We start from the raw sequence: 18,616 nt of genomic DNA on the forward strand, positions 1-18,616 counted from the left end.
CGCCTGCCGCCCCCGCCTCCCGCCCCGCCTCCCCCCACCCGCCCTCCGGCGCACGACCAGCGGGCCGTCCCCTCCCTGCCCAGGTGGAGGGGACGGCCCCGTTCGTGCGCTTTGGCATGCCTTCGCCCACGGCACGTGCCCGCGGCAGTGACCGGGAACGGACGGTCAATTTCCGTTTGGACTCGCCCCTTTGGCGGGCGATCAGTAGCCTCAGCTCGAACACCGGATCGCCTATGCCTTGGAGAGCTAGATGGAGCGTCCCGCCTGGGCCCCTCGCAGCATCGACATCTCGGTGCCCAGCGTGTCCCGGATCTACGACTTCTACCTGGGCGGTTCGCACAACTTCGAGGTCGACCGGGAAGCGGCCCGCAGGGCCATGGAGTTCATGCCGGGACTCCCCAAGATCATGCAGGCCAACCGGGCGTTCATGCGCCGGGCCGTCCGCTTCGCGGCCGACGAGGGCATCGACCAGTTCCTGGACATCGGCTCCGGCATCCCCACCTTCGGCAACGTCCACGAGGTGGCCGGACGCTGCCGCCCGGGCGCCCGCGTGGTGTACGTCGACCACGACCCGGTGGCGGTCGCGCACAGCGAGGCCGTCCTGGCGGGCCACGACGACGCGGACGTCGTGGCCGGCGACCTCCTCAAGCCGGCCGAGATCCTGGGCAGTCCCCAGGTGGAGCGGCTGATCGACCTGAATCGACCGGTCGCCCTGCTGCTGGTTGCCATACTGCACTTCGTGGCAGACGAGGACGACCCGTACACGGCGGTGGCCGAGCTGCGCGACGCGCTCGCCCCCGGCAGCCTGCTCGTCCTCACGCACGCCTCGTACGAGAACATCCCGCTGCCCGCCGAACGGGCCGGGGGCGCGGTGGACGTGTACAAGAACATCCGCAATCCGCTGATCATGCGTTCGCGCGAGCACATCGAGCGGTTCTTCGAGGGGTACGACATGGTGGAGCCCGGACTGGTCCCGATGCCGCGCTGGAGGCCGGAGGGGGAGCCCGAGGACGAGGACCCGTACGCGTTCTCCGGGTTCGCCGGCGTGGGGCGTACGGCGTGAGCGCGGAGCCGGACGGGCCGGAGGACAGACTGCGCCGGTTCGCGACGATCTGGAGCCGGGCGGTGTTCCCGGTGACCTCCACGTCGTCCACACGGCCCGAGTTCGAGGCGCAACTGCTGCCGCTGGCCCGCCGGCTGAGCGGGGTGCTGCGTGCCCGCGGCTTCGACGCGGCCGAGGCCAGGGCGGTCGGCGCCGCCCTCGTCGACGCGCACTGCACCGACCCCGAGGCGCTCTCCCGGACGCTGGACTGCGTCGACGCCTACCTGGTGCTCTACTGCGGCGAGGACGGAGACCCGGAGGACCTGCGGGCCCGTTCGGCCCGGCTCCAGCACGCGATGGCGGCCGGGTTCGCCGGGGCACTGCGCGCCCGCACGCTCGCCGAGCAGGAGGCCATCGCCCAGGCGGCGCTGAAGGCGCAGGGCGTGGTCGCCGAGGCGCTGCACGCCAGCGAGGCCCGCTTCCGCGCGGTCTTCGAGGGCGCGGCCATAGGCATCGGCATCGCCGACCTGGACGGCAACGTCCTCCAGGTCAACGAGGCGTTGATGCGCATGTTCGGCGTGGCGGGCCCCACGCTCGGCGGACGCCGGGCGACGGAGTGGACGCATCCCGACGACGCGCCGCAGACCTGGCGGCTCTACGACGAACTGGTGCGCGGCGAGCGCGAGCACTACCACGTGGAGAAGGCCTTCTACCGGCCCGACGGCACCGTCCTGTGGACCAACCTCACCGTCTCCCTGCTGCGCGACGCGGACGGCACCCCGCAGTACCAGCTCGCGCTGATGGAGGACACCACCGAGCGGCGGCTGCTCAACCTCCGGCTGCGCTACGAGGCCACGCACGACGCGCTCACCGGCCTGCCCAACCGCAGCTTCTTCTTCGAACGCCTGGAGAAGGCCCTGAGCGCGGGCCCGGGCCAGCGCTTCGGCCTGTGCTACCTGGACCTCGACGGCTTCAAGACCGTCAACGACAGCCTCGGCCACGCGGCCGGCGACCGGCTGCTCGTGGAGGTCGCCGACCGGCTCCAGGCCTGCGCCACCGCGCCCGGGGAGATGGTCGCGAGGCTCGGCGGCGACGAGTTCGTGGCGCTGACCACCGGCCCCGACACCCGGCACGGGGTCGACGAACTGGCCGCGCGCATCATGAACGCGCTGCTCGCCCCGGTCAGCGTCGACGGGCGTGAACTGACCGTGCGCGGCAGCATCGGCGTCGTCGAGGGCCCGGCGGGCGAGCGCAGCCCGGCCGAGGTGCTGCGCAGCGCCGACATCACCATGTACCGGGCCAAGTCGGCGGGCGGCAACCGCTTCGAGCTGGCCGACCCCGAGGCCGACGCCCGTGTCATCACCCGGCACGGGCTGACCACGGCGTTGCCCGCGGCCCTGGAACGCGGTGAGTTCTTCATCGAGTACCAGCCGCTGGTCCACCTCGGCGACGGCAGTGTGCGCGGCGCCGAGGCGCTGGTGCGCTGGCTGCACCCGCAGCACGGGGTGCTCGGCCCCGACCGGTTCATCCCGCTGGCCGAACACACCGGCCTGATCGTGCCGTTGGGCCGCTGGGTCCTGGAACAGTCCGTACGCCAGGCCCGCCTGTGGCGCGAGCGGTACGGCGAGGGCGGCGCCGCGGGACCGCTGCGCATCAACGTCAATCTCTCGCCCTGCCAGCTCACCCATCCCGGCCTGGTCCAGGACACCGTGGACATCCTGGAGCGGGCCGGGGTCGCGCCCGACGCGCTGTGCCTGGAGGTGACCGAGTCGGCGCTGATCGGGGCCGACGACGACCTGCTCAAACCGCTGCGCCGGCTGGCCGAGATGGGTGTGGACATCGCCCTGGACGACTTCGGCACCGGCTACTCCAACCTCGCCAACCTGCGCCGGCTGCCGGTGAGCGTCCTCAAGCTGGACCGCTCGTTCACGCAGAGCATGCAGCAGTTCCCGGCGGACCCCGTCGACCTGAAGATCGTCGAGGGCATCGTCGCCCTGGCCCACAGCCTCGACCTCGCGGTCACCGTGGAGGGCGTGGAGACCGGGGCGCAGGCCGAGCAACTGCGCATACTGGGCTGCGACACGGCCCAGGGCTGGTACTACGCCCGCCCGGGCCCGCCGGAGCGCCTGCACGAACTGGCCCTGGTGGACGCCACGGGCTGAACCGGACCCGCCGCCCCGCCCGGGGCCCCTACGGCCGACTCGGCACACGCCTTGCCGCCGCGGCTCGGGCCCGTGCCCGGGAAGGGGATCCCGCGGCGGCCTCCGTCCCCGCGCGGACGAAGGCTGGCTGTGGTGGCCGTCGGGCGGGGGTGCCGGCCGGGGGAGCGTCGGCGACGGGTGGTGGTCCGGCCCGGGTGCGGGTGCGGCTTGCGGCAGCGGACTTCACGGCCGGGCGGGGTGAGCTGGGCCGGTGTTCGGCTCACGTTCCCGGGGCGCGTGGTCCGGGTTCGCGACCGGGTACGGGGCGCGTGGTTCGGGTTCGCGACCGGGTACGGGGCGCGTGGTTCGGGTTCGCGACCGGGTACGGGTGTGTTCTGCTCATGCTCCGGTACGGGCGGCCTCGGCGGCCTCCGTCGCCGCGCGGACCAGGGCCGCGGTGGCCGTCGAGCGGGAGTGCCGGGGCCAGGCCAGGGAGAGGACGACCGGCGGGGCGTCCAGGACCGGGCGGTAGGCGATGCCCGGTCGGGGGTAGCGGGCGGTCACCGAGGCGGGGAGCAGGGTGACGGCCTTCCCCAGGGAGACGGCCGTGAGGACCTGGGCCAGGTCGCCGTGGCCGCGCCGGGCCTCGTCGATGTGCCGCTCCACGCTGCCGGCGTCCAGGCCGAGGTCGGCCAGCTCCAGCCGGTCGCGGGCGGCGAGCGGATGGTCCGCGGGGAGGACGGCGACGCGCGGTTCTGCGGCCAGTGTCTCCGTGTCCAGGCCGGTCCCGTCGAACGGCGCGTGGACCAGGGCGACGTCCGCCTCGCCGCCGCGCAGCAGCCCCGGCTGCTCCTGCCACCCGCACAGCCGGACGGCGACCGGTACGGACCCGGGCTCACCCACGTAGCGCGCCAGGATCGGCTCCAGCAGCCCCGCGTCCCCGTCGGCCTTCACGGCCAGCACCAGCTTCGGCTCCTCCGCCGCCCGCCTGGCCCGCCGCCCGGCGGCCTCCAGGGCGTCCAGTGCGACGCGGGCCTCGGCGAGCAGGACGTCCCCGGCCGGGGTCCGGGTGACACTGTGGGTGGTCCGCTCGAACAGCGTGACACCCAGCTCGGCCTCCAGGCGGCGGATCGCCCTGGACAGGGGCGGCGGGGAGATGCCCAGCCGCTCGGCGGCGCGCGCGAAGTTCAGCTCCTCGGCGACCGCCACGAAGTAGCGCAGGGGACGCGACTCCATGCTCCGTCTCCCTCCGGCCTCGGACACGGCCCGGTATTGCCTTGAGGGTAACAACCCGGACCCGATCGATCCTTCAGTTCCGCCCGGCCCGCGCACAGGATGGGAGAGCGCCGGGAAGTGGACGGAACGGGCTTCCCGCCCCGGCGCACACCTCCTCTCCTGCCCTTCCCTGAACCGGAGTTGTGCTCGTGATCGTCATCACCACCCCGACCGGCGGCATCGGCCGGCAGGTCCTCGACCGCGTCCTGGACGCCCTCGACACCCGCGACGACGGGACCGCCCTGCGCGTCGTCGCCCGCGACCCCGGCCGGCTCGGCGCCCGGGCCCGCGCACGGGCCGAGGTGTTCCAGGGCTCGCACGCCGACCCCGCGGTCCTGGGCGCGGCCTGCGAGGGGGCCGGCCAGGTGTTCTGGCTGGTGCCGCCCGCGCCCGGCGCCGACAGCGTCGAGGGCCACTTCCGCGACTTCACGCTGCCGCTGTGCGACGTGATCGCGCGGCAGGGCGTCACCCGGGTCGTCGCCGTCTCCAGCCTGGGGCGCGGCGTGGCCAAGGACGCCGGACCGATCTCCGCCTCGCTCGCCATGGACGACCGGATCGCGGCCACCGGCGTGCACTACCGCGCCCTGTGCCCGCCCTTCCTGATGGAGAACCTGCTCGGGCAGGCGGCCGCCCTGCGCGAGACCGGCGAGTTCCGCGTGGCGTACCCCGCGGACCGGGTCCTGCGGACCTGTGCCACCGCGGACATCGCCGCCACGGCCGCCCGTCTGCTGCTGGACGACTCCTGGACCGGCCGCGCCGACGTCCCGCTGGTCGGCCCCGACGCCCTGACCCCCGCGGGCATGGCGGAGATCCTGTCCGAGGTGCTGGGCCGTCCGGTCCGGGTACGGGAGACCACCCCGGAGGCGTACCGGGCGTCCGCCCTGCGGTTCGGGGCCGGCGCGGCGGGCGCCCAGGGGCTGGCCGACATGGCCGCCGCGATGAGCGCCCAGGGCTTCTACGGCGCGGCCGAGCCCAGCACCCCCGACACCGCGCCCACCGGCTTCCGCCGCTGGTGCGAGGAGGTCCTCAGGCCCGCCGTGCTCTGACCCCCGGACCGCCTCACCGCTCCAGCAGCATCCGCTGCAGCTCCCGTGCGGCCCTCGGCGGAGCCACGTCGCTGCGGTGGGCCAGGGCGATGGTGCGGTACAGGCCGGGCCGGGCCAGCGGGGTCACCCGCAGTCCGCGCCCCGAGCGGGCGGCCACCATCCGCGGCACGACCGCCATGCCGAGCCCGGCCCGCACGAAGCCCAGCACCGCGTCCATCTCCCCGCCCTCCACGGCGAAATCCGGCTCGAACCCGGCCGAGCGGCACGCGGCCACGGTCAGCTCCCGCAGGTCGTAGCCGTGCCGGAACATCACCAGGCGCTCGCCCTCCAGGTCGGTGATGCGCACGGCGCGGCGCCCGCCGCCCGGCCGGGGCGACTCCGGGGACGACACCACCACCAGATCCTCCCGCAGCAGCTCCACCGTGGTCAGCGCCGGTGACGCGGTGGGCAGCGGCAGCACCACCAGCGCGAGGTCCAGCGCGCCGCGCGCCAGCTCCCGCACCAGGTCGTGCGAGCCGCTCTCCTCGATCAGCAGCCGGATGCCGGGATAGCGGTCGTGGAACGCGCGCAGCACGTCCGGGAGGAGACCGGTGCACAGGCTCGGGGTGGCGCCCAGCCTGACCCGCCCGCGGCGCAACTGTGCCAGCTCCAGCACCTCGTGCCGTGCGGTGTCCGCGTCCGCCAGGATGCGCCGGGCCAGCGGCAGCAGCGCCTCGCCGGCGTCGGTGAGGGTGATGTTCCCGCGCGCCCGCAGGAACAGGTCCGCGCCCAGCTCGCGCTCCAGGGCCTTGATCTGCTGCGACAGCGAGGGCTGCGCCACGTGGACCACCTCGGCGGCCCGGGTGAAGTGCCGGGTCTCGGCGACGGCCACGAAGTACTGGAGCTGTTGCAACTGCATACCGCGAGCATACGCGGTCGATAGACACTCCCTATGGAAACAAGGCGTTCCATGTCTTGGACCGATGGGGTGCCTCCCCCGTAACGTCCTGTGACATGGCTCTGGCAACGCGGACGGACCGACGGCCGTCCATGGCGCGCACCGTGTGGGACTCGACCGTCGGCAAGAAGACAGTGATGGCGGTCAGCGGTCTCGTCATGCTGCTCTACCTGGTCGCCCACATGATCGGGAACCTGAAGATCTTCTTCGGGACCGAGGAGTTCAACCACTACGCCCACTGGCTGCGCACGGTCGGTGAACCGTTCATGCACTACGAGTGGACGCTCTGGCTGATCCGCGTCGTCCTGGTGGTCGCCGTCGTCGCCCACGCCGTCTCCGCGTACCAGCTCAGCCGCCGCGACATCAAGGCGCGGCCCAGCAAGTACGTGCACAAGAAGGCCCGTTCCAGCTATGCGACCCGCACCATGCGCTGGGGCGGGATCATCCTCGGCCTCTTCATCGTCTGGCACGTCCTCGACCTGACCACCGGGACCGTGCACTCCGGCGGCTTCGAGTCCGGCAAGCCCTACCAGAACGTCGTGGACACCTTCTCCACCTGGTACGGCAACGTCATCTACATCGTCGCGATGCTCGCCCTCGGCCTGCACATCAGGCACGGCTTCTGGAGCGCCGCCCAGACCCTCGGCGCCGGCAGCCGTACCCGCGACCGCGCCCTGAAGACGACCGCGAACGTCCTCGCGCTGCTGCTCACGATCGGCTTCGTCGCCGTACCCGTGGGCGTCATGACCGGAGTGGTGAGCTGACATGACAACCTACGCCGACTACACGACCGGAGAGCCGGTCGCCGACACCAAGGCCCCCGCCGGACCCGTCAACGAGCGCTGGGACACGCGCCGTTTCGAGGCGAAGCTGGTCAACCCCGCCAACCGGCGCGGCAAGACCGTCATCGTCGTCGGCACCGGCCTCGCGGGCGGCTCCGCCGGTGCCACCCTCGCCGAACAGGGCTACCACGTCGTCCAGTTCTGCTACCAGGACTCCCCGCGCCGCGCCCACTCCATCGCCGCGCAGGGCGGGATCAACGCCGCGAAGAACTACCGCAACGACGGCGACTCCGTCCACCGCCTGTTCTACGACACCGTCAAGGGCGGCGACTTCCGCTCCCGCGAGTCCAACGTGCACCGGCTCGCGCAGATCTCCGTCGAGATCATCGACCAGTGCGTGGCGCAGGGCGTGCCCTTCGCCCGCGAGTACGGCGGACTGCTCGACACCCGCTCCTTCGGCGGCGTCCAGGTCTCCCGCACCTTCTACGCCCGCGGCCAGACGGGACAGCAACTGCTGCTCGGCGCCTACCAGGCGCTCAGCCGGCAGATCGCGGCCGGCAACGTCGAGATGCACCCGCGCACCGAGATGCTGGACCTGATCGTCGTGGACGGCCGGGCCCGCGGCATCGTCGCCCGGGACCTGATCACCGGGAAGATCGACACCTACTACGCCGACGCCGTCGTCCTGGCCAGCGGCGGCTACGGCAACGTCTTCTACCTCTCGACCAACGCCATGAACTCCAACGCGACCGCGATCTGGCGGGCGCACCGGCGCGGCGCGTACTTCGCCAACCCCTGCTTCACGCAGATCCACCCGACCTGCATCCCGCGCACCGGCGACCACCAGTCGAAGCTGACGCTGATGAGCGAGTCGCTGCGCAACGACGGCCGGATCTGGGTGCCGAAGGCCAAGGGCGACGACCGGCCCGCCAACGAGATCCCCGAGGACGAGCGCGACTACTACCTGGAGCGCATCTACCCGTCCTTCGGCAACCTCGTCCCGCGCGACATCGCCTCCCGCGCCGCGAAGAACGTCTGCGACGAGGGCAGGGGCGTGGGCCCCGGCGGCCAGGGCGTCTACCTGGACTTCGCCGACGCCATCGCGCGCATGGGGCGCAAGGCGGTCGAGGCCAAGTACGGCAACCTCTTCGACATGTACCAGCGGATCACCGACGAGGACCCCTACCGGGTGCCGATGCGGATCTACCCCGCCGTGCACTACACGATGGGCGGCCTGTGGGTCGACTACGACCTCCAGACCACGGTCCCGGGCCTGTTCGCGATCGGCGAGGCGAACTTCTCCGACCACGGAGCCAACCGGCTCGGCGCCTCCGCGCTGATGCAGGGCCTGGCGGACGGCTACTTCGTACTGCCGGCCACCATCAACGACTACCTCGCCCGCACCCCCCACCTGGACGGCCTGGACGACGGCCACCCGGTGGTGCAGGAGGTGCTGGCCGAGACCGAGGACCGGCTGAACCTGCTCCTGTCCGTCGACGGCGACCGCACCCCGGACTCCTTCCACCGGGAACTGGGCGAGCTGATGTGGGAGTTCTGCGGCATGGCCCGCACCGACTCCGGGCTGCGCAAGGCCCTGGAGCGCATCCCGCAGATCCGCGAGGAGTTCTGGCGGCGCATCAAGGTCCCGGGCACCGGCGAGGAGTTCAACCAGTCCCTGGAGAAGGCCAACCGCATCGTCGACTACCTGGAACTCGCCGAGCTGATGTGTCTCGACGCGCTGCACCGCTCCGAGTCCTGCGGGGGCCACTTCCGCGAGGAGTCCCAGACCCCGGACGGCGAGGCGGCCCGCAAGGACGACGAGTTCGGCTACGCCGCGGCCTGGGAGTTCACCGGCACCGGCGAGGCCCCCACCCTGCACAAGGAAGACCTGGTCTTCGAGTACGTCCACCCCACCCAGCGGAGCTACGCATGAAGCTCACCCTGCGCGTCTGGCGGCAGCAGAACGCCGACGCCGAAGGCCACATGTCCACGTACGAGGTGGACGGAATCTCCAGCGACATGTCCTTCCTGGAGATGCTCGACACCCTCAACGAGGAGCTCATCCTCAAGGGCGAGGACCCGGTCGCCTTCGACCACGACTGCCGCGAGGGCATCTGCGGCGCCTGCTCGCTCGTCATCAACGGCGACGCCCACGGCCCCGAGCGCACCACCACCTGCCAGTTGCACATGCGGTCCTTCAAGGACGGCGACACCATCGACGTCGAGCCGTGGCGGGCCGCCGCCTTCCCGGTCGTCAAGGACCTGGTCGTCGACCGTTCCGCCTTCGACCGGATCATCCAGGCCGGCGGCTACATCACCGCGCCCACCGGCGCCGCGCCGGAGGCGCACGCCACGCCGGTGCCCAAGCCGGACGCCGACCTCGCCTTCGAGCACGCGGAGTGCATCGGCTGCGGCGCCTGCGTGGCGGCCTGCCCGAACGGGGCGGCGATGCTGTTCACGTCCGCGAAGGTGAACCACCTGAACGTCCTCCCGCAGGGCGCGCCCGAGCGCGAGACCCGGGTGCTCGACATGGTGGGGCAGATGGACGCGGAGGGCTTCGGCGGCTGCACGCTCGCGGGCGAGTGCGCGACGGCCTGCCCGAAGGGGATCCCGCTGGTCTCCATCACCAGCATGAACAAGGAATGGCTGCGGGCCGCGCGGAAGGCGCGGCGGTAGCGCCCCCGCGCCCTTCGGGGCGCGTTGTGTGAACGTTCGCCGACAAGGTGCGGACGGGCGGGGCCGGGGGAGGTGCTCCCCCCGGCCCCGTCTCGCGTGCGCGCCCGGGATTCAGGAAGCGCACATCCGCTCTCCCGGCAGTCGTCATGCGCAGTACAGCCGGCGTCGGAAGAACTGGGGCGGACCCGTCCCCCGGCCCAGGAGCACCCATGACCGGCGTACTGACCGCTGACCGCCCCCACAAGCCCGCCGCGCCCCGCCGCTACACGGTCGCCCTCGCCCGCGACGAGGAGGACGTGCGGGCCGCGCAACGGCTGCGCCACGACGTCTTCGCCGGAGAGATGGGCGCGCTGCTGGCGAGCCCCCGGCCCGGGCACGACGTCGACCCCTTCGACGCGTACTGCGACCACCTGCTCGTGCGCGAGGAGACGACCGGGCAGGTCGTCGGGACCTACCGGCTGCTGCCGCCGGAGCGCGCCGCGGTCGCCGGACGGCTGTACGCCGAGAACGAGTTCGACCTCGCGCCGCTGGACGCGATCCGCCCCGGACTGGTCGAGGTGGGCCGTTCCTGCGTGCACCCCGACCACCGCGACGGCGCCGTCATCGGCCTCATCTGGGCCGGGATCGCCCGCTACATGACCGACCGGGGCCACGCGTGGCTGGCGGGCTGCTGCTCCCTCCCGCTCGCCGACGGCGGAATGCTCGCCGCCGGCACCTGGGAGCGGGTGCGTACCAAGCACCTGGCTCCCGAGGAGTACCGGGTACGCCCGCTGCTGCCGTGGGTCCCGCGCCCGGCGTCCCCCGCCGCGCCGCCCCGCGCCCGCACCGAGCTGCCGGCGCTGCTGCGCGGCTACCTCCGGCTCGGCGCCTGGGTGTGCGGGGAACCCGCCCACGACGCGGACTTCGGCGTCGCCGATCTGTACGTGCTGCTGCCGATGGACCGCGTCGACCCGCGCTACCTGCGGCACTTCCTCTCGCTGGTACCGGCCCGATGAGCGGCTGGCTGCCCGTCGCGCCCTGCACCCCCGCCCTGTGCGTGGAGGCTCCCCGCGACGCGGTGGCCGTGCCGCGCGCCGTACTGCGGCTCACGGCGGTCGCCGCGCTGCTCCTCGCCGGGTTCGCCGCCGTACTCGCGCCGTCCGGTCTGCGGCGCCGGCTGCCCGCGGCCCTGGTGCGGGGCTGGTGCCGGTGGGTGGTGCGGGCCGCGGGCGTCAAGGTCCGCGTCACGGGCGCCGCCGCCCCCGAGGGCGGGCTGCTCCTCGTCGCCCACCACGTCTCCTGGCTCGACATCCCGCTGCTGGCCGCCGTACGCCCGGCCAGGATGCTCGCCAAGACCGAGATCCGGCACTGGCCGGTGGCGGGCGGGCCGGCCGCACGCGCCGGGGTGCTGTTCATCGACCGGGACCGGCTGCGGGCGCTGCCGGACACGGTCCGCGCGATCGCCGGGGCCCTGCGCGCGGGCGCCGCGGTGGCCGCCTTTCCCGAGGGCAGCACCTGGTGCGGACGCAGCCGGGGGTCCTTCACGCGGGCCGTTTTCCAGGCCGCCCTAGACGCCGGCGTGCCGGTCCAGCCGGTGCGGATCAGCTATCGCGCCGGGACGCGGGCGGTGAGCACGACGCCCGCGTTCGTCGGCCCGGACACGCTGCTCGCCTCCGTCTGGCGGGTGGCGTCGGCGCGGGGCCTGACCGCCGAGGTGGAGGTGTGCCCCGCCGTGCCGTCCGGCCGGCACCGCGACCGCCGCCGCCTCGCCGCGGCCGCCGAGCGCGCGGTGCACGGCCGGGACGACGGTCACCCCGGGAAAGCACATTCGAAAAGTATGTGCGCTTTGTGATGTTTGTGCCGTTTCCTCACGGCTGGATACGGACAGTCGGAAAGCAGGCACCCGAAAGGAGGGTGATGGCAGATGATCACCCGTGAAGAGATCGCCAACGTCCTGGACCAGCCGGTCTACGACGGGGACGGCAACAAGATCGGCGACGCGAAGCATGTCTTCTTCGACGACATGACCGGGCGCCCCGAGTGGGTGAGTGTCAAGACGGGCATGTTCGGCTCCGCCGAGTCCTTCGTGCCCATCCGTGACGCCGCGCTGGTACAGGACCACCTCGAGGTTCCCTACGGCAAGGACCAGGTCAAGGGCGCGCCCTCTGTCGACGTCGACGCGGGCGGCCATCTGTCGGAGACCGAGGAGCACCGGCTCTACGACTACTACGGCATCAACTGGGACAGCGTGCTGTCCGAGGCCGAGCGCACCGACGACGGCCGCTTCGCCGCCGGGCCGGGCACGGCGGGCGCGGCCGGAGCCGCCGGGACCGCCGGAGCCGCCGGGACCGCGGGCGCGGCGGGTGCCGCGGGGCTGGCCGGAACGGCGGGCGGCACGACGGGCCGCGAGGACGCCGCGGGACGCGAGGGCATGCGCGGCGACGAGGCCATGACCCGCTCCGAGGAGCAGATGCGCGTCGGCGTCGAACGCCACGAGTCGGGCCGGGCCCGGCTGCACAAGTACGTGGTCACGGAAGAGGTCCAGCAGACCGTTCCGCTGACCCACGAGGAGGTCCGCGTCGTGCGCGAGCCCATCACGGACGCCAACCGCGACGAGGCCATGGCCGGACCCGAGATCAGCGAGGCCGAGCACGAGGTCACGCTGCACGCGGAACGCCCCGTCGTGGAGACGGAGACGGTGCCGGTGGAGCGGGTCCGGATGACCACGGAGGAACTCACCGAGAACGAGACGGTGCGCGGCCAGGTCCGCAAGGAGCGCATCGAGGCCGAGACCGAGACCTTCACCGAGGACGAGAGGGGGCGGGGCGACATGCGGCGGGGCCGCGAGTGACCGTCGCCCGACGTCAGCGCGGGACCGTGCGCCGGTGAACCGGGTTCACCGGCGCTCCCCGCCGTCCAGGGCCCGCGCCAGATAGGGCGCCGTGGCGCTCCCCGCAGCCCGCGCCACCTCGCCGGGCGTCCCCGCCGCCACGATCCGGCCCCCGGCGTCGCCGCCGCCCGGCCCCAGGTCGATCACGTGGTCGGCGCCCGCCACCACACCCATGTCGTGCTCGACGACGACCACCGTGTGCCCGGCGTCCACGAGGCCGTGCAACTGGCGCATCAGCACCTCGACATCGGCCGGGTGCAGACCGGTCGTCGGCTCGTCGAGGAGGTACAGGGTGTGCCCGCGGCGTCCCCGCTGCAGCTCGCTCGCCAGCTTGATGCGCTGCGCCTCCCCGCCGGACAGCTCCGTGGCCGGCTGGCCGAGCCGCAGATAGCCGAGGCCGACGTCCAGCAGCGCGGCCAGACTGCGGGCCGCCGCGGGCGTGTCCGCGAAGAACTCCGCCGCGCCCTCCACCGTCAGGTCCAGCACCTCGGCGATGTTCCGCCCCCGGTACGTCACTTCGAGCGTCTCGGGGTTGTAGCGCGCCCCGCCGCAGTCGGGGCACGGTGCGTACGTGCTCGGCAGGAAGAGCAGCTCGACGCTGACGAAACCCTCGCCCTGGCAGGTCTCGCAGCGCCCTCCCGCCACGTTGAACGAGAACCGGCCCGCGCCGTACCCCCGCTGCCGTGCCGGGCCGGTGGCGGCGAAGACCTTGCGCACCACGTCGAACAGGCCCGTGTACGTGGCCAGGTTGGAGCGCGGGGTGCGGCCGATCGGCCGCTGGTCCACGGAGACCAGCCGGTCCACGCCCGCCAGGTCCTCGGTGATCTCGCCGACCAGGGTCGACTTCCCCGAGCCGGACACGCCGGTGACCGCGGTCAGCACCCCGAGCGGGATCCGCGCGGTCACCCCGCGCAGGTTGTGCCGGGTCACCGGACCGACCGTCAGCGTGCCCCGCGGGACGCGCACCTCGCGGACGGGCGCGGGGGAGCGGCCGAAGAGGTGACGGGCGGTGGCGGACTCCGCGACCTCGGCCAGCCCGTCCACCGGGCCGCTGTACAGCACCCGCCCGCCGTGCTCGCCGGCCCCGGGACCGACGTCCACGATCCAGTCGGCACGGCGCATCACACCGAGGTGGTGCTCCACCACGAACACCGAGTTCCCGGCCGCCTTCAGCCGCTCCAGCACCGTCAGGAGCGCCTCGGTGTCCGCCGGGTGCAGGCCCGCCGAGGGCTCGTCGAGGACGTACACCACCCCGAACAGCCCGGAGCGCAACTGGGTGGCCAGCCGCAGCCGCTGCAGCTCGCCCGCCGACAGGGTCGGGGTGGGACGGTCGAGGCTCAGGTAACCGAGCCCCAGCTCGACGACGGGCGCGATCCGGGAGAGGAGGTCCTCGGTCAGCACCCTGGCCGTCTCGCCCTCGGTCGGCAGCAGCGCGGCCAGTTCGGTGAGCGGCAGCGCGGCCAGCTCGGCCACGGTGCGGCCGCCGACGGTCACCGCGAGGGACTCGGCCCGCAGCCGGCCGCCGCCGCACACCGGGCAGGGCGCGCTGGTCAGGAAACGCTCCGCCTTCGCCCGCAGCGTCGCGCTCCTGGAGTCCGCGAACGTCTTCATCACGTAGCGCCGGGCGCTCATGTACGTGCCCTGGTACGGCCGCTGGATGCGGCCCGCCTCGCGCACCGGATGCACCGTGACCACCGGCTGCTCGTCGGTGAACAGGATCCACTCCCGCTGCTCGGCGGGCAGTTCGCGCCAGGGCCGGTCCACGTCGTGGCCGAGCGCGTCGAGGACGTCCCGCAGGTTCTTGCCCTGCCAGGCACCCGGCCAGGCCGCGATCGCACCGTCGCGGACCGACAGCGACGGGTCCGGGACCAGCAGTTCCTCGGTGGTGCGGTGCACCCGGCCGAGCCCGTGACACTCGGGGCAGGCCCCGGCCGCCGTGTTGGGCGAGAAGGCGTCGGAGTCCAGCCGTTCGGCGCCCGGCGGGTAGTCGCCCGCGCGGGAGAAGAGCATCCGCAGGGAGTTGGAGAGGTTGGTGACCGTCCCCACCGAGGAGCGGGACGTCGGCGCCGACCGCCGCTGCTGCAGCGACACCGCGGGCGGCAGCCCGGTGATCCCGCCCACCTTCGGCGCGCCCACCTGGTGGATCAGCCGCCGGGCGTACGGCGCGACCGACTCGAAGTAGCGCCGCTGCGCCTCGGCGTAGACCGTGCCGAAGGCCAGCGAGGACTTCCCCGAGCCGGAGACACCGGTGAAGACCGCCACCACGTCACGGGGGACGTCCACGTCGACGCCCTGGAGATTGTGCTCACGGGCGTCGCGCACGCGGACGTACGGGTCGTGGGGGCTGTGCATCGCGGGGAACTCCGTACGGTGGGAGGGGGACAAACTCCGCGATTCTACGCCGGGGTGCCTGGCGGTGCCGTGCCGGTGACCCGGGCGAGCCGCCGGTAGGAGCCCAGCAGCGCCCCGCGGTCGTAGGTGCTGGTGGTGACCAGGACCTCCTGCGCGCCGGTCTCCTTCACCAGCGTCTCCAGCTCGTCGGCGACCTGCTCCTCGGTGCCGGCGATGTGGCCCGCGAGTCCCGCGTCGTACAGGTCGCGTTCCTTCCCGGTCATCGTCCGGGCCTCGACCTCCTCGGCCCGGGGCAGCGGCGGGAAGGAGCCGCGGGTGCGGGCGTGGGCCATGGACCACGCCTCCGGGACCAGGAGCCGCCGGGCCGCCCCGGGGGTCGCGGCCACCGCGACGGTGCCGGAGACGACGACGTAGGGCTCCCGGCTCCACTCGGAGGGGCGGAACCCGGCGCGGTAGCGGTCGATGCCGCGGCGCATCCGGTCCCGGTCGCGCAGGTCCCCGATGACCATCGGCAGGCCGGCACGGGCGGCGACGGCCGCTCCCTCGCCCATGGCCAGCACGAACGGCGGCACGGTCAGCCCCTCCGCGGGACGCGCGTGCACGCCCGTGGGCGAGGTGCCCCGGAACCAGCCGAGCAGCTCGGCCAGTTGCGCGTCGAAGTCCTCCGCGTCGTCCTTGTCCCGGCCCAGCGCCCGGCGCACGCCGTCGGTGAAGCCCACCGAGCGGCCGAGCCCCATGTCGATCCGGCCGGGGAAGAGCGACTCCAGGACGCCGAACTGCTCGGCGACGACCAGCGGCCGGTGGTTGGGCAGCATCACGCCCCCGGTGCCCACGCGGATGCGGTGCGTGGCCCCGGCCACGGCGGCGGCGAGGACGGTCGGCGCCGACCCGGCCACGCCGGGCACGCCGTGGTGCTCCGCCACCCAGAACCGGTGGTAGCCGAGCCGCTCCGCCTCCCGTGCCAGCTCCACCGTGTCGCGCAGCGCCTCCCCGGCGCTGTGGCCCGCCCGGACGCGGGAGCGGTCGAGGACGGAGAAGCGGGTGGCGGCGAGTGCTGAGGTCACACGAGGTTCAACACCCGCGCGCCGCACAGATTCCCGGACCCGGTGCGCGGTACGGATGCCCGGCGGCATCCGGCATCCGTTCCCGGCCGCGCGGTCCGGGCGTTCTAGGGTGGCCGGGTGAGCGACAGCAGCAGGCCCCCGGTGGCCGTGTTCGACCTGGACAACACTCTCGCCGACACCGCGCACCGGCAGCGGTTCCTGGAACGCAGGCCGCGCGACTGGGACGCGTTCTTCGCCGCCGCGCCGCACGATCCGCCGCTCGCGGAGGGCATCGCGCTGGTGCGGGAGAGCGCGCGGGAGTGCGAGGTCGTCTACCTGACCGGACGGCCCGAGCGCTGCCGCCGCGACACCCTCGACTGGCTGGCCGCCCACGGCCTGCCCGAGGGCACCGTGCACATGCGCGGCAACGCCGACCGCAGGCCCGCCCGGCGCACCAAGCTGGAGATCCTGCGGCACCTCGCGCGCACCCGTGAGGTCCGGATCCTGGTGGACGACGACGAACTGGTCTGCGACGACGCCGAACGGGCCGGATTCCCCGTGCTCCGGGCGCGCTGGGCGGCGCGGTCGGCCGAGCTGCGCGCGGCGCAGGAGCGCGAGGGCCGCACCTGAGGGACGGCACCGGCCGGGCGGGCTCCGGGGTGCCGGTGCTCCGCCGGTGTCAGTCCGACTCCTCCAGGCGGAAGCCGAGCTTGAGACCGACCTGCCAGTGCGCGACCTGCCCGTCCTCGATCTGGCCGCGCACCTGAGTCACCTCGAACCAGTCCAGTTTGCGCAGGGTCTGCGAGGCGCGGGTGATGGCGTTGCGGACGGCCTGGTCGACGCCGTCGGGCGAGGTGCCGACGACCTCGGTGACCCGGTAGGTGTGGTTCGACATGCCGGTGCTCCCTTCCGCGGGGCAGCGGTGTGTGCTGCGTCACTCCACCGTGCCCCAAGTCGGGACGGAGCGCGAGGCATCGGCCTTGGGGGTGGAAACCCTCCGCTACCTCCCCTTGACGTTTGTAATGGTCCATACCAAAATCCCAGACACCCGTTCGAGCCTCGGGCTCGTCCCCCACGTCGGGTCTCCCTTCGCGTGTGCAGGACGCACCTGCCCCCGCCCTCTGTTCGTCAGTCAGAAGGACCCCTCGTGAGACGTCGCCTCCTCGCCCTTGTCTGTGTGTCCGCCTCCGTACTCAGCGGCTGCGGCCTGATCTCGCAGGACGGCGGGGGCGATCGGCGCACCGTGACCGTGTGGCTGATGAAGGGCAGCGCCTCGGAGGACTTCCTGGAGCGGTTCACCAAGGGCTTCGAGGCCGACCACCCCGACCTCGACCTGGACATCCGCATCCAGGAGTGGACCGGGATCGGCGACAAGGTGCAGAGCGCGCTGAAGGGCGACGGCTCGGACGGCCCCGACGTCATCGAGGTCGGCAACACCCAGGTCCCGCAGTACGCGGAGGGCGGCAGGCTGCACGACCTGACCCTGGAGTCCATGCGGGACTGGGGCATCCGCGACTGGCTGCCGGGCCTCGCCGAGCCCGGGCAGTGGATGTCCCAGCAGTTCGGCGTCCCCTGGTACGCCGCCAACCGCGTGGTCATCTACCGCAAGGACCTCTTCGAGCAGGCCGGCATCAAGGAGCCGCCCCGCACCCGCGAGGAGTGGCTCGCGGCCACCGAGAAGCTCGACAAGAACGCGGAGCAGGGCATCTACCTGGCCGGCCAGGACTGGTACACCCTCTCCGGCTTCATCTGGGACGAGGGCGGCGAGCTGGCCACCCAGGACGGCGAGGGCGGTGTCTGGACGGGCGCCCTGGACTCCGAGGCGGCCCTGCGCGGCATGGACTTCTACCGCGAACTGCAGGCCCTGGGCGACGGTCCGGCCGACGCCGACGAGGAACACCCGCCGCAGGCCGGGGTCTTCGCCAAGGGCGAGGTCGCGCAGATCATCGCGGTGCCGGGCCAGGCCCAGTCCATCCTGCGCGAGAACCCCGGACTCAAGGGCAAGATCGGCTTCTTCCCCGTGCCCGGCAAGAGCGCCGACAAGCCCGGTGCCGTCTTCACCGGCGGCTCCGACCTCGTCGTCCCGAAGAACACCGACCAGGAGGACGGCGCCCTCGCCGTGGTCGAGGCGCTCGCGGGCGAGAAGTGGAACACCGACCTGGCCCGCACGATGAACTACGTCCCCAACAAGAAGACGCTCGCCAAGGCCGTCTCCGGCGAGGAGGGGGCGGAGGCCATGGCGGCCGGCGCCGCACAGGGCCGGGCGACCCCCGGCACGCCCCAGTGGGGGGCCGTCGAGGGCGACAACCCGATCAAGGAGTACATGACGAAGGTGCTCAAGGGCGCGGACGCCAAGCCGGAGGCGCGCAAGGCCTCCGACCGCATCACCGAGCTGCTGGACGCCAACGCCCGCTGACCGAGGCGGTGCCGGGCGGGGCGGGACGGGCGGGGCG

General features: G+C 73.2%; 16 protein-coding genes. 11 read left to right on the forward strand and 5 right to left on the reverse strand.

All coding sequences use genetic code 11. The features are described 5' to 3' along the window. The first annotated feature begins 250 nt into the window (after positions 1 to 250). The gene (locus Sdi02f_RS03230) at positions 251 to 1,063 is read left to right on the forward strand and encodes an SAM-dependent methyltransferase (protein WP_030399417.1); all 813 of its coding nucleotides are present in this window, start codon (positions 251 to 253) and stop codon (positions 1,061 to 1,063) included. Next, a complete protein-coding gene (rmdA, locus tag Sdi02f_RS03235; RefSeq protein ID WP_053638709.1) occupies positions 1,060 to 3,204 on the forward strand; it encodes a cyclic Di-GMP phosphodiesterase RmdA in 2,145 nt (714 codons plus the stop codon). Before Sdi02f_RS03230 ends, rmdA begins: the two co-directional genes overlap by 4 nt. A gap of 378 nt (positions 3,205 to 3,582) precedes the next feature. On the opposite strand, the gene Sdi02f_RS03240 is transcribed toward rmdA, so the two are convergent. Next, positions 3,583 to 4,419 (reverse strand): LysR family transcriptional regulator, encoded by an 837-nt coding sequence (locus tag Sdi02f_RS03240; RefSeq protein ID WP_053638710.1) that lies wholly within the window; start codon positions 4,417 to 4,419, stop codon positions 3,583 to 3,585. A 188-nt stretch (positions 4,420 to 4,607) separates the two neighbouring features. Here Sdi02f_RS03240 and Sdi02f_RS03245 point away from each other — a divergent pair, with 188 nt between their 5' ends. After that, positions 4,608 to 5,504 (forward strand): NAD(P)H-binding protein, encoded by an 897-nt coding sequence (locus tag Sdi02f_RS03245; RefSeq protein ID WP_030399420.1) that lies wholly within the window; start codon positions 4,608 to 4,610, stop codon positions 5,502 to 5,504. Between the two features lie 13 nt (positions 5,505 to 5,517). Here the strand turns inward: Sdi02f_RS03245 and Sdi02f_RS03250 are convergent, their stop codons facing one another. Then, positions 5,518 to 6,402 (reverse strand): LysR family transcriptional regulator, encoded by an 885-nt coding sequence (locus Sdi02f_RS03250; protein WP_030399421.1) that lies wholly within the window; start codon positions 6,400 to 6,402, stop codon positions 5,518 to 5,520. Between the two features lie 131 nt (positions 6,403 to 6,533). Between Sdi02f_RS03250 and Sdi02f_RS03255 the strand changes: the two genes are divergently transcribed. The 6 genes from Sdi02f_RS03255 to Sdi02f_RS03280 all read left to right on the forward strand — a co-directional run bounded on the left by Sdi02f_RS03255 (position 6,534) and on the right by Sdi02f_RS03280 (position 12,729). Next, entirely contained in the window at positions 6,534 to 7,205 is a 672-nt protein-coding gene (locus Sdi02f_RS03255; RefSeq protein WP_031085984.1) for a succinate dehydrogenase, read from the forward strand. A 1-nt stretch (position 7,206) separates the two neighbouring features. Further along, positions 7,207 to 9,156, forward strand: coding sequence for a fumarate reductase/succinate dehydrogenase flavoprotein subunit (locus Sdi02f_RS03260; protein ID WP_031085982.1), 1,950 nt, complete (start codon positions 7,207 to 7,209; stop codon positions 9,154 to 9,156). After that, positions 9,153 to 9,899, forward strand: coding sequence for a succinate dehydrogenase/fumarate reductase iron-sulfur subunit (locus Sdi02f_RS03265; protein WP_031085980.1), 747 nt, complete (start codon positions 9,153 to 9,155; stop codon positions 9,897 to 9,899). Before Sdi02f_RS03260 ends, Sdi02f_RS03265 begins: the two co-directional genes overlap by 4 nt. 209 nt (positions 9,900 to 10,108) lie before the next feature. Then, positions 10,109 to 10,894, forward strand: coding sequence for a GNAT family N-acetyltransferase (locus Sdi02f_RS03270; RefSeq protein ID WP_030399425.1), 786 nt, complete (start codon positions 10,109 to 10,111; stop codon positions 10,892 to 10,894). Then, the gene (locus Sdi02f_RS03275; protein WP_108932654.1) at positions 10,891 to 11,730 is read left to right on the forward strand and encodes a lysophospholipid acyltransferase family protein; all 840 of its coding nucleotides are present in this window, start codon (positions 10,891 to 10,893) and stop codon (positions 11,728 to 11,730) included. Before Sdi02f_RS03270 ends, Sdi02f_RS03275 begins: the two co-directional genes overlap by 4 nt. Before the next feature lie 72 nt (positions 11,731 to 11,802). Further along, the gene (locus tag Sdi02f_RS03280) at positions 11,803 to 12,729 is read left to right on the forward strand and encodes a DUF2382 domain-containing protein (RefSeq protein ID WP_031085973.1); all 927 of its coding nucleotides are present in this window, start codon (positions 11,803 to 11,805) and stop codon (positions 12,727 to 12,729) included. Between the two features lie 45 nt (positions 12,730 to 12,774). On the opposite strand, the gene Sdi02f_RS03285 is transcribed toward Sdi02f_RS03280, so the two are convergent. Together Sdi02f_RS03285 and Sdi02f_RS03290 are read right to left on the reverse strand one after the other, a co-directional pair. Further along, complete coding sequence (locus tag Sdi02f_RS03285; RefSeq protein ID WP_031085971.1) at positions 12,775 to 15,120, reverse strand: ATP-binding cassette domain-containing protein; 2,346 nt, start codon at positions 15,118 to 15,120, stop codon at positions 12,775 to 12,777. 44 nt (positions 15,121 to 15,164) lie between these two features. Further along, complete coding sequence (locus Sdi02f_RS03290; protein ID WP_031184893.1) at positions 15,165 to 16,184, reverse strand: LLM class flavin-dependent oxidoreductase; 1,020 nt, start codon at positions 16,182 to 16,184, stop codon at positions 15,165 to 15,167. A 117-nt stretch (positions 16,185 to 16,301) separates the two neighbouring features. On the opposite strand from Sdi02f_RS03290, the gene Sdi02f_RS03295 reads away from it, so the two are divergent. Then, complete coding sequence (locus tag Sdi02f_RS03295; RefSeq protein ID WP_031085967.1) at positions 16,302 to 16,793, forward strand: phosphatase domain-containing protein; 492 nt, start codon at positions 16,302 to 16,304, stop codon at positions 16,791 to 16,793. A 49-nt stretch (positions 16,794 to 16,842) separates the two neighbouring features. Here Sdi02f_RS03295 and Sdi02f_RS03300 read toward each other — a convergent pair whose 3' ends face one another. After that, positions 16,843 to 17,058 carry a dodecin gene (locus Sdi02f_RS03300; RefSeq protein WP_030399431.1) on the reverse strand — a complete coding sequence of 72 codons (216 nt, stop codon included), beginning with the start codon at positions 17,056 to 17,058 and terminating at the stop codon, positions 16,843 to 16,845. 252 nt (positions 17,059 to 17,310) lie between these two features. Between Sdi02f_RS03300 and Sdi02f_RS03305 the strand changes: the two genes are divergently transcribed. Next, entirely contained in the window at positions 17,311 to 18,579 is a 1,269-nt protein-coding gene (locus tag Sdi02f_RS03305) for an extracellular solute-binding protein (protein ID WP_030399432.1), read from the forward strand. Positions 18,580 to 18,616 lie beyond the last annotated feature (37 nt).

It is taken from the genome of Streptomyces ardesiacus, from assembly GCF_003112575.1.
Lineage (GTDB): Bacteria > Actinomycetota > Actinomycetes > Streptomycetales > Streptomycetaceae > Streptomyces > Streptomyces ardesiacus.